This is a genomic window from Hydrogenophaga defluvii, assembly GCF_042665235.1.
GTDB lineage: Bacteria > Pseudomonadota > Gammaproteobacteria > Burkholderiales > Burkholderiaceae_C > Hydrogenophaga > Hydrogenophaga defluvii_A.
The window spans coordinates 1-9,690 of sequence record NZ_JBHTBZ010000076.1; the positions used below are offsets into that span (position 1 = coordinate 1).

The 9,690-nt window shown below is 68.0% G+C and carries 10 protein-coding genes; 7 read left to right on the forward strand and 3 right to left on the reverse strand.

Annotated features, from left to right (window positions below; genetic code table 11):
• Both ACFQU0_RS19830 and ACFQU0_RS19835 read left to right on the forward strand, forming a co-directional pair.
• A partial coding sequence (locus ACFQU0_RS19830; RefSeq protein WP_382203666.1) for a restriction endonuclease occupies positions 1-362 on the forward strand: 362 nt, incomplete at its 5' end.
• A gap of 157 nt (positions 363-519) precedes the next feature.
• A complete protein-coding gene (locus ACFQU0_RS19835; protein ID WP_382203668.1) occupies positions 520-1,521 on the forward strand; it encodes an aldo/keto reductase in 1,002 nt (333 codons plus the stop codon).
• A 21-nt stretch (positions 1,522-1,542) separates the two neighbouring features.
• Here ACFQU0_RS19835 and selD read toward each other — a convergent pair whose 3' ends face one another.
• Positions 1,543-2,580 (reverse strand): selenide, water dikinase SelD, encoded by a 1,038-nt coding sequence (selD, locus tag ACFQU0_RS19840; protein WP_382203669.1) that lies wholly within the window; start codon positions 2,578-2,580, stop codon positions 1,543-1,545.
• Positions 2,581-2,732: 152 nt separating this feature from the next.
• On the opposite strand from selD, the gene ACFQU0_RS19845 reads away from it, so the two are divergent.
• Genes ACFQU0_RS19845 through arsA form a run of 5 tightly spaced genes read left to right on the forward strand, consistent with a single transcriptional unit; the run spans position 2,733 to position 7,383 of the window.
• Positions 2,733-3,203 (forward strand): Spy/CpxP family protein refolding chaperone, encoded by a 471-nt coding sequence (locus ACFQU0_RS19845; RefSeq protein WP_382203671.1) that lies wholly within the window; start codon positions 2,733-2,735, stop codon positions 3,201-3,203.
• Between the two features lie 2 nt (positions 3,204-3,205).
• Positions 3,206-3,487, forward strand: a complete 282-nt coding sequence (locus ACFQU0_RS19850) for a hypothetical protein (RefSeq protein ID WP_382203673.1) — start codon at positions 3,206-3,208, stop codon at positions 3,485-3,487.
• A 9-nt stretch (positions 3,488-3,496) separates the two neighbouring features.
• Positions 3,497-4,186 (forward strand): response regulator transcription factor, encoded by a 690-nt coding sequence (locus ACFQU0_RS19855; protein ID WP_382203675.1) that lies wholly within the window; start codon positions 3,497-3,499, stop codon positions 4,184-4,186.
• The gene (locus ACFQU0_RS19860; protein ID WP_382203677.1) at positions 4,183-5,526 is read left to right on the forward strand and encodes a HAMP domain-containing sensor histidine kinase; all 1,344 of its coding nucleotides are present in this window, start codon (positions 4,183-4,185) and stop codon (positions 5,524-5,526) included. The genes ACFQU0_RS19855 and ACFQU0_RS19860 overlap by 4 nt, the downstream gene beginning before the upstream one ends.
• A 60-nt stretch (positions 5,527-5,586) precedes the next feature.
• Positions 5,587-7,383 carry an arsenical pump-driving ATPase gene (arsA, locus tag ACFQU0_RS19865; protein ID WP_382203731.1) on the forward strand — a complete coding sequence of 599 codons (1,797 nt, stop codon included), beginning with the start codon at positions 5,587-5,589 and terminating at the stop codon, positions 7,381-7,383.
• On the opposite strand, the gene ACFQU0_RS19870 is transcribed toward arsA, so the two are convergent.
• Both ACFQU0_RS19870 and ACFQU0_RS19875 read right to left on the reverse strand, forming a co-directional pair.
• Complete coding sequence (locus tag ACFQU0_RS19870; protein ID WP_382203679.1) at positions 7,352-8,581, reverse strand: esterase/lipase family protein; 1,230 nt, start codon at positions 8,579-8,581, stop codon at positions 7,352-7,354. The two genes, arsA and ACFQU0_RS19870, sit on opposite strands and share 32 nt — an antisense overlap.
• Before the next feature lie 65 nt (positions 8,582-8,646).
• A complete protein-coding gene (locus ACFQU0_RS19875; protein WP_382203681.1) occupies positions 8,647-9,534 on the reverse strand; it encodes a DMT family transporter in 888 nt (295 codons plus the stop codon).
• Positions 9,535-9,690: the final 156 nt, after the last annotated feature.

Genomic DNA, 9,690 nt, shown 5'->3' on the forward strand with positions numbered 1-9,690 from the left:
AGTCTATGGCAGCGCAAACCCTGCGCTGGCGTGCTGACCATCAACACCGGTCATGCGCAAGATGGGTTCGCCGCGCGCATACGGTGTTCGTGCAGGCCAAGCGATACAAGCGCGGCACCAAGATTTCCGCCAACGTCGTTCGTCAGCTTCGTCAAGCCATCCCGTTTGGTGGACAAGGCGCTTTCATCACCACGGCTGATTTCCAATCAGCTGCTTCTGAAGTCGCTTTGGAAAACGGGTTTCCTCGAATCGGTCTGATCAATGGTCGGCAACTGGTCGATCTGTTGATTGAGCATTGGAGCGAAATCCCGCTGGAGTTTCAGGATCGGCTTGCTCTCAAACCTGGGCTGGTGCGCGCATGATCGATCCGATCTCGAACAGCTTGCGCAACCTAGTGCGCATCACGCTGCGTCGCTACAAGTAGCCTCCCGATCTGCAGGAAGATGCCATTCGAATGGCGTTGGAACAGGTGGAGCGCTTGTCTGAACAAATGACGTCATAAACCTGAGGAAATCCAACATGCAACAAAGACAACTCGGCCCCTTCACCGTCAGCGCCATCGGTCTGGGCTGCATGAACATCTGCCATGCCTACGGCCCACCGGTGCCTGAGGCCGACGCCGAGCGCTTGCTGTTGACCGCGCTGGACGCGGGCGTGACCCACTTCGACACCGCCGCGCTGTATGGCTTTGGCGCGAGCGAGACTCTGGTCGGCAAGGTGCTCGCGCCCCACCGCAGCCGGTTCACGTTGGCGAGCAAGTGTGGCCTGTTCGGTGCCGACCTCAAGGGCGACGGGCAACTGGTGCGTGTCATCGATGGCCGCCCGGCCACGTTGAAGGCCAACTGCGAGGCTGCGCTCCAACGCCTGCGCACCGACGTCATCGACCTCTACTACCTGCACCGCTGGGACAAGCAGGTGCCCGCGGAAGACAGCGTGGGCGCCCTGGCCGATCTGGTGCGCGAGGGCAAGATCCGCAGCATCGGGTTGAGCGAGGTGTCGGCTGCCACCTTGCGCCGTGCACACGCGGTGCACCCCATTGCTGCGGTGCAGACCGAGTACTCGCTGTGGACACGCAACCCCGAGATCGCGGTGCTCGACGCCTGCCGCGAGCTGGGCACCGCCTTCGTCGCCTTCAGCCCGGTGGCGCGCGGTTTTTTGTGCGGGCCGTTGGACACCAGCGCCTTCGATGCCAAAGACATCCGCCGCACCATGCCGCGTTTTGCGCCCGACAACTTTGCCGCCAACCAGCGCCTGCTGCCACCCTATCTGGCCATCGCGCAGGAGGTGGGTTGTTCGCCCGCGCAGCTGGCGATTGCCTGGCTGTTGCACAAGGCGCCACACATCTTGCCGATTCCCGGCACCTCGCGGGTCGATCACCTGCTGGACAACCTGGGTGCCGACGCGGTGCGCTTGTCGCCCGATGTGATGGCCCGTCTGGAGGCGTTGATCAACAACAAGACGGTGGCCGGCAACCGCTACACCGAACAGGCGAACCGCGAGGTGGACACCGAGGTGTTCTGAACCCCGGGTGATGTGGCGCGTTCAGCGCACCTCGACCGCGTGCGCCGAACGCGCCACCAGCTCGCCAATCGGGGCGAGCGACAGACCCGCCTCGGTGGCCACACGCAGGAATTCCGCGTCGCCTTCGGGCGTGACCGCCACCAGCAGGCCACCACTGGTCTGAGGGTCGCACAACAGCTGTTGCTGGGCCAAGGTGATGGGCGCCACCTTGTGTCCGTAGCTGTCGAAGTTGCGTTGGGTGCCACCGGGCACGCAGCCCTGGGCAATGTAGGCATCGATGCCGGGCAGGCGCGGCACGGCGCTGTCGTGCAGCACGGCGGTCAGGCCGCTGCCTTCGGCCATTTCCACCAGATGGCCCAGCAGGCCAAAGCCGGTCACGTCGGTCATGGCACTCACACCCGCCAGCCGGCCGAACTGTCGACCGGGCTTGTTGAGCGTGCACATCCAGTCGCGCGCCACACCCACGTCCTCAGGGCGCAGCAGCGCCTTCTTTTCGGCCGTGGTCAACACGCCGATGCCGAGCGGCTTGGTCAGGTACAGGCGCGAGCCCTGGGTGCCGGTGTCGTTGCGCTTCATGTGGCGCTTGTCCACCACGCCCGTCACGGCCAGGCCAAAGATGGGCTCGGGCGCATCGATGGAGTGGCCGCCGGCCAGCGGGATGCCGGCCTCGTCACAGATGGCGCGACCGCCGCGCACCACCTCGCGCGCCACCTCGGGCGGCAGCACATTGACCGGCCAGCCCAAGATGGCGATCGCCATCAGCGGGTCGGCGCCCATGGCATAGATGTCGCTGATCGCGTTGGTGGCCGCGATGCGCCCGAAGTCGAAGGGGTCGTCGACGATGGGCATGAAGAAGTCGGTGGTCGAGACCACGCCGCGCTCTTCGTCCAGTGCGTAAACGGCGGCGTCGTCGCGCGAGGCGTTGCCGACCCACAGCTTGGGGTCCAGGTTTTGCGCGCCGCTGCCGGCCAGGATGACGTCCAGCACCTGCGGGCTGATCTTGCAGCCGCAACCGGCGCCGTGGCTGTATTGGGTGAGTCGGATGGGGGCGGTGCTCATGTCGTGTCTCGGTCGGGGAGGCTGAACTGTAGCAAGCCCGCGCGCCGGTCGATACAAAACGAAATAAAGCGATACCGCACCGAGACGACGAAGCGAGGACCGGTCGGCACCATGGAGGCCATGTTCAACCCGTGCTCACAAAGGACTTAACCATGAAACCCTGGCTCAAAAAATCCCTGATCGCTGTCTTCGGCGCATCCATCGTTCTGGGCGGTTTGACCGCCTGCGGATCGCGTGGCGACCACGCCCGTGGCTGGAGCGACGAACGCGTGACCGAGATGCGAGGCAAGGCCATCGAGCGCATCAGCAACAAGCTCGAACTCAACGAGGCGCAGAAACAGAAACTGGGCGTGTTGGCCGACGAGCTGATCGCCCAGCGCAAGGCCTGGCGTGCACAGGGCGGTGAACCGCGTGCCGAGATCAAGGCCTTGATCGCCGGTGAGAAGTTCGACCGCTCTGCCGCCCAGGGCCTGCTGGAGCGCAAGACCCAGCAGGTGCAAGGCGCCGGCCCCAAGGTGATTGCCGCTTTTGGCGACTTCTACGACAGCCTGACACCGGTCCAGCAGCAGCAGGTGCGCGAGCGCCTGGAAAAACGCGGCCACGGTGGCTGGGGCCGGGGCTGAACATGTCACCACTGACCCACGACCTGCGCGCTTGTGGCGCCAGCTTGCTGGCCGGCACCGACGACACCCATGCCGAGCTGTTGGCCCTGGTGTGGGGCCCACGCTTCGACCGCGAGCACGCGCTGGGCCTGTGGGCCCGGCTGTCGCAGCGTCAGCCCCAGGCCGCCCTGCCGGTGCTGCCACAGCTGTTGTCGGCGGCCGACCACTTTGACACACTGGGCGCACCCGCCCAGCAGCGTCTGCGCCGCCTCATCCTGCGCCATCGGCAACGTGTGCTGATGTGAGAATGGCGCATGCCCCGCATCTTGCTCATCGACGACGACGAACAGCTTGGTCCACCGCTGGCCGCCTATTTCCAACGCTTTGAGTTGGCACTGACCCAGGCGCTGCGGCCCAGCGAAGGCCTGGCCTTGCTGGCCCAGGGTGGTTTTGATGCCGCCATCCTGGACGTGATGCTGCCCGAGATGGATGGTTTTGAGCTGTGCCGCACGCTGCGCAAGACCAGCGACATCCCGGTGCTCATGCTCACCGCGCGCGGTGATGTGATGGACCGCGTGGTGGGCCTGGAACTGGGCGCCGACGACTACCTGCCCAAACCCTTCGAGCCGCGCGAACTGGTGGAGCGGGTGCAGACGGTGCTGCGCCGCCGCCGCACCGCCGCGCCGGCCGAGGTGGACCCCGATGAATGGCGTTTTGAAGGTGGCCTCAGCATCGCGCCCACACGCCGAAGGGTGTTGCGCGAAGGCACCGAGGTCGAACTCACTGGCACCGAGTTCGAGCTGCTGCTGCTGTTGGCGCGCGAGCCCGGCCGCGTGTTCAACCGCGACGACATCTTCAACCAATTGCGTGGCCACGAAGCCGAGCTTTACACCCGCGCGGTGGACATCGTGGTCAGCCGCCTGCGCAAAAAGCTCGAACCGCTGGATGCCATCAAGACCCTGCGCAACGCCGGATACGCGCTGGCGCTGCGCCGCTTGCCATGACGGCGCGTCGCCCGCCCTGGCACCGACGCGCCCGCCAGGCGGTGGGCCACTCGATCAAGCTGCGCCTGGTGCTGATCTTCCTGCTGCTGGCCCTGACCGTCGCCGCCGCATTTCTGTTTGGCGCGCAGAAAGCCTTCTCGGTGGGCTGGCGCGAGGCGGCGCGGCCGCTGCTCATGGACTATGTGGACCACCTGGCAGCCGACATCACGGTGGGCGGCGCGCCCGATGTGGCACGCGCCCAGGCCCTCACCGAACGCCTGCCGCTGACCATCGACGTCCAGGGCCCCCGCTTCAATTGGCGTTCACACCCCGATCACGAGCGCGCGCGCTGGAAGCGGGAGTCGAACGCCGGCGACGACGCTGACTGGTCACGCCTGCTGCGTCGCACCACGGCCGATGGCCATCAGATCGAGTTCGGTCTGAACGACGATGCCTTCCAGCGCCGCCCGCGCTTGATTGGCCTGACCCTGGTCACGCTGCTGTTGCTCACGCTCGCCGCTTTCCTCATCGTGCGTCGCATGCTGCGCCCACTGGACGACATACGCGCTGGCGCACGCCGTTTTGGCGCCGGGGACTTTTCGCAACCCATCCCCGTGCAGCACGCGAACCGGCCCGACGAGCTGGGCCAGTTGGCCGCCACCATTAACACCATGGGGCAGGACATCCAGCAAATGCTGGACGCCAAGCGTGCGTTGCTGCTGGCCATCAGCCACGAGCTGCGCAGCCCGCTGACGCGCGCGCGGCTCAACACCGAATTGCTGCCGGAGAGCGAGGACGTGTTGCCACAGCGCCAGGCCCTGCTGCGCGACCTGCAGGAGATGTCGGCCCAGATCACCGACCTGCTGGAGAGCGAGCGCCTGTCCAGCCCGCACGCGGCGCTGCAGCGCGAGCCGGTGGACCTGCCCGCGCTGGCGCACGAGGTGCTGACCGAACTGGCTGCGCGCCATGTGCGAGCGGGTGAGGTGCGCGTGCGGGTACCGCCGCACTTTCCCAGTCTGTTGCTGGACCGGGTGCGCATGCGCCTGCTGCTGCGCAACCTGCTCGACAACGCGCTGCGCCACGGGGCGGCGTCAACACAAGCACCTGAGCTGTCGCTGGCGGTGGATGCGGGCCAGGTGGTGCTTGTGGTGCGCGACCATGGGTCGGGTGTGCCCGAAGAACACCTGCACCGCTTGAGTGAAGCCTTTTACCGCCCGGACAGCGCCCGCACCCGCAGTGCCGGTGGGGTGGGCCTGGGGCTGTACCTGTGCAAGCTGGTGGCGCAGGCGCATGGGGGTGGGTTGTGTTTCGAGAACGCGGGCCCGGGCCTGCGTGCCACCGTCACCCTGCCCAGGCCCTGACACCACCTGGCCTTGACCCGCGTCAGTGCGGGCCACGCCGGGCTGTGCGATGCTGGCAACATGAACACGCCCACGTTGCCCGGCTTTGCCACCGACCCGACCCGCTTTCTTTTTTTCACTGGCAAGGGCGGTGTGGGTAAAACCTCCTTGTCCACCGCCACAGCCATCGCGCTGGCCGACGGTGGCCGGCGCGTGCTGCTGGTCAGCACGGACGCCGCATCCAACCTCGACGAGATGCTGGGCGTGCCGCTGTCCAACCAGCCGGTGCCCGTGCCTGGTGTGCCCGGCCTGGACGTGCTCAACATCGATCCCGATGCCGCCGCCGAGGCCTACCGCCAGCGCGTGTTGGCGCAACTGGATGTCGAGACCAGTGAGCAGGATCGTTCCACCGTGCGCGAGCAGCTGTCGGGCGCCTGCACCACCGAAATTGCCGCTTTCGACGAATTTGCCGCGCTGTTGGCCGGCGAGGTGGTGGGCGCCCCACACGACCACGTGGTGTTCGACACCGCGCCCACTGGCCACACCCTGCGTCTGCTCAGTTTGCCCAAGGCCTGGACCGGTTTTCTGGCTGGCAACGACCGGGGTGCTTCGTGCCTGGGGCCGCACTCGGGCCTGAAGATGCAGGAAGCGCGCTTCAACGCCGCCCTGCGCGCGCTGAGCGACCCGGCGCTGACCACCGTGGTGCTGGTCACGCGGCCCGATCCGCGCCCCATGCAGGAGGCCGCGCGCACGGCCGAGGAACTGAGCGCCCTGGGTTTGAGCCACCAGCGTCTGGCCGTCAACGGGGTGTTTCATGCCTCCGATCCGAAAGACCCCATTGCCAACGCCATCGAAGCAATGGGCCGCGACGCGGTGCGGCATTTGCCCGCGGTGCTGGCAGCGCTGCCGCTCGATGAGGTGCCGCTGCGGCCCTTCGACACCGTGGGCGTGCCCGCGCTGCGGGCGCTGCTGGGTGGTGACACGGTACCGACCACGCGGGTCTCGGCATCCGAGATCGCGCTGTCGGGCGAGCCGCTCGCGCACCTGGTCGATGAGCTGGCGGCCCACGGCCATGGCCTGGTCATGGTGATGGGCAAGGGCGGTGTGGGCAAAACCACCATCGCCGCTGCCCTGGCGGTGGGCTTGGTGCAGCGCGGCCACGCGGTGCACCTGACCACCACCGACCCGGCCGCACACGTGGCCGATGCCTTGGCCGGCGCGCTGCCAGGTCTGAAGCTGGGCCGCATCGATCCGAAAGCTGAGACCGAGGCCTACATCGCCAAGATGATGGCCACGCGTGGCAAGGCGCTGGACGATGCCGGCCGCGCCCTGCTGTTGGAAGACCTGCAATCGCCCTGCACCGAAGAGGTGGCGGTGTTCCACGCCTTCAGCCGTGTGGTCAACGAGGCGCGCACCGCCTTCGTGGTGCTGGACACCGCCCCCACCGGCCACAGCCTGTTGCTGATGGACGCCACCGGCGCCTACCACCGGCAGATGATGAGCCAGTACGAAGGCAAGGGTGGCACGGCCCACCTCATCACGCCGCTGATGCGCTTGCAGGACGCCGACATGACCCGCGTGCTCATCGTCACCTTGCCCGAGGTCACGCCGGTGAGCCAGGCCGCCGCCTTGCAGGACGATTTGCGGCGTGCCCACATCGAACCCTGGGCCTGGGTCATCAACAAAAGCCTGGCGGCCACCGGCACCCACGACCCACTGCTGCAGGCGCGGCTGGTGGGCGAACACAGGCAGGCCGAACGCATTGCCAGCGGCCTGGCGCAGCGCACCTTTGTGCTGCCGTGGTTGCCGCAGGCGCCGGTGGGTGTGGCCGCGTTGGGCGCCCTCGTCAGGCCAGCCAACGCAGCAACTGCGCCGTGACGGCCGGGCTGCTCAACAAGCCCAGGTGTCCGGTGCGGTAAAGCACACATTGGTGGTCGGGCGCAAACGCCAGTTGGTGGGCCGGGTCGTCGTGTTGGCCGAGTGCGCTGCGCAGCGGCACCAGACCGTCGCCCAGCAAACGTTCGGCGACGCGGCTGCGTTGGCCTGCCAGGGTGGCGGCCATGGCAAAACTGGCCACGCCCTCGGGCAAGGGCAGGGGCTGGCGGCGGTCGTCGGTGTGGGCAAAGCGGTCGGTGGGCGTGGGCGTGTCGTCGCGCACCTGGCCGAACCGCAGGTCGGTGATGCCGGCGCTGCGCAGCCGCGCCAGTGTGGCCAGCGGCGCGGTGTGGGGCAGGGCGCCCAGCAGGGTGTGCACCCACTGCCCGGCGCGCTCCAGCGGCGCGCCGTGGTGGGGCGTGCCCAGGGTCACCAGGTGGCGCACTTGGACAGGCCAGGCCAGGCGCGCCTGTTGGGCGGCAAACACGGCGCTGCGCGCCACCAGGCCGCCCATGCTGTGGCCCATCAGGGTGATCTGGGTCACGGGCACGGGCCAGGCGCGCACCAGGGCTTCGAGTTGGGCCGCAAGTTCGCGCCCGTTGTCGCTGATGTGGCGGCCGGTGTTGTAGCGCACGAACAGGGGGGTGGCGCCCATGGCTCGCGCCAGTGTGTCGCCATGGTTCATCACATGAGCGCTGTTGGTCACCGTCCATTGCTGGTCGTTCATGCACAAGCCGTGCAAGACAATGATCAGCCGCCCTGGTGCCCCGGGCAGTGTCAGGCGGGCGGCGGTGTCCAGCACCGTGCCTGCGTGGACCAGTTGCATGGGCAGGGCCAGCGGGTTGCCCTGTGCCGCCAGGCGGTCGCCCATCACGCCGTTGAGGGCGGCGCGCAGCGCCAGGCGCTGGGGCGAGTCCGGCCCGTCAGGGGCGGGGGGCAGCCAACGCTCGGCCCCTGCGAGCAGCGCTTCGGCGCCCACGCCCACCCCGGCCGCCACGCCGTCGATGCTGCGGTACACCATCCCCGTGATGCCGCGCGTGCGCCCTGGTGCATCGGCGCCGGGCAGCCCAATGCGGTCAAACACCGCGCGGTGCATGCCTTCAACCACCTGTGCCACTTGGCGGGTGGCCAGCGTCAACAGCTGTGCGGTGGCGCGCAGGTCAGAGCGGCGCAGGTGTTGGGGGATAGCGGGCTTGGTCATGGGCCATTGTGGGCCCGAGACGTCCGGCGCGTTAGAGGAGCGCACCCAACAACGGGAGCGTCGCTTCAGTCCGTCGCCGCGTCCAGCGCGGCACGTGCGCGCTGGCGCTCGCTGTGCAGCATGCCCAGGCCGGCCGCCACCAGCAGCGCGATGCCACCCCAGGCCAGCGCGTTGGGCACGTCGCCCCACAGCAGGTAGCCCAGCAGCAGCGCCACCAGCAGGCCGCTGTAGCGGAAGGGGCCGATCACGCTCATGTCGCCCGCGCGCATGCTCAGCGTGAGCAGGTGGTAGGCGGCGGCCAGGCACAGGGCGGCACCGGCCAGTTGCGCCATCGAGGCGCTGCCCATGGGCCGCCACTCGCCACTCAGGCTCCACAGGCCCGACAACACCGTGACCGTGCAGGCCGTGGCCAGCGTGATGATGAGCGAGGGCACCTGCGCCGGCACGCGGCGGGTGAGCAGGTCGCGCGCGGCGTGCAGCAAGGTGGCGAACACACACAGCAGCGCGTAGGCGTTGAAGCCCTCGGCGCTGGGTTGCACCACCAGCAACACGCCCACAAAGCCCAGCACGATCAGCGCCCAACGCTTGGCATCGACCCGTTCACCCAGCAGAAACACCGCGAACAGCGTGAGGAACAGCGGCGCCGACAGGTTGATGGCCGTGGCGTTGCCAATGGGCAGGTGGAACAGTGCGGTGAGGTAGGTGAAGGTGGCGCCCGCATCGAACAGCGCGCGCAGCGCCACGGTGGGCTGCAGCATGTGCCGCCACTGCGCCGCCAGGCCACTGCCCAGCACCACGCCACCGAGCAGCAGCGTGGTCAGCAGCCCGCGCACGAAGATCAGTTGGGCCGTGGGCAGCGAGGCACTCACGAGCTTGACCAGCGCGTCGTTGGCGATGAAAAAAGCCATGGCCGCCGACATCATCACGATGCCGCGCCGGTTTTCTGGGTTCATGCCGTTCCAAAAAAAATCACCCCGGCATCACCGGGGCGAAACAACAGTTGTGCGCCAAGTCCCTCAAACCGGGGGTGCCACGGATCCGGCTCCGCCGGTCCGTAGGCACCGCCCCCTGGGGGGTGACGCGCCCTCAGGCGCGGCGCGGGGGGGGGG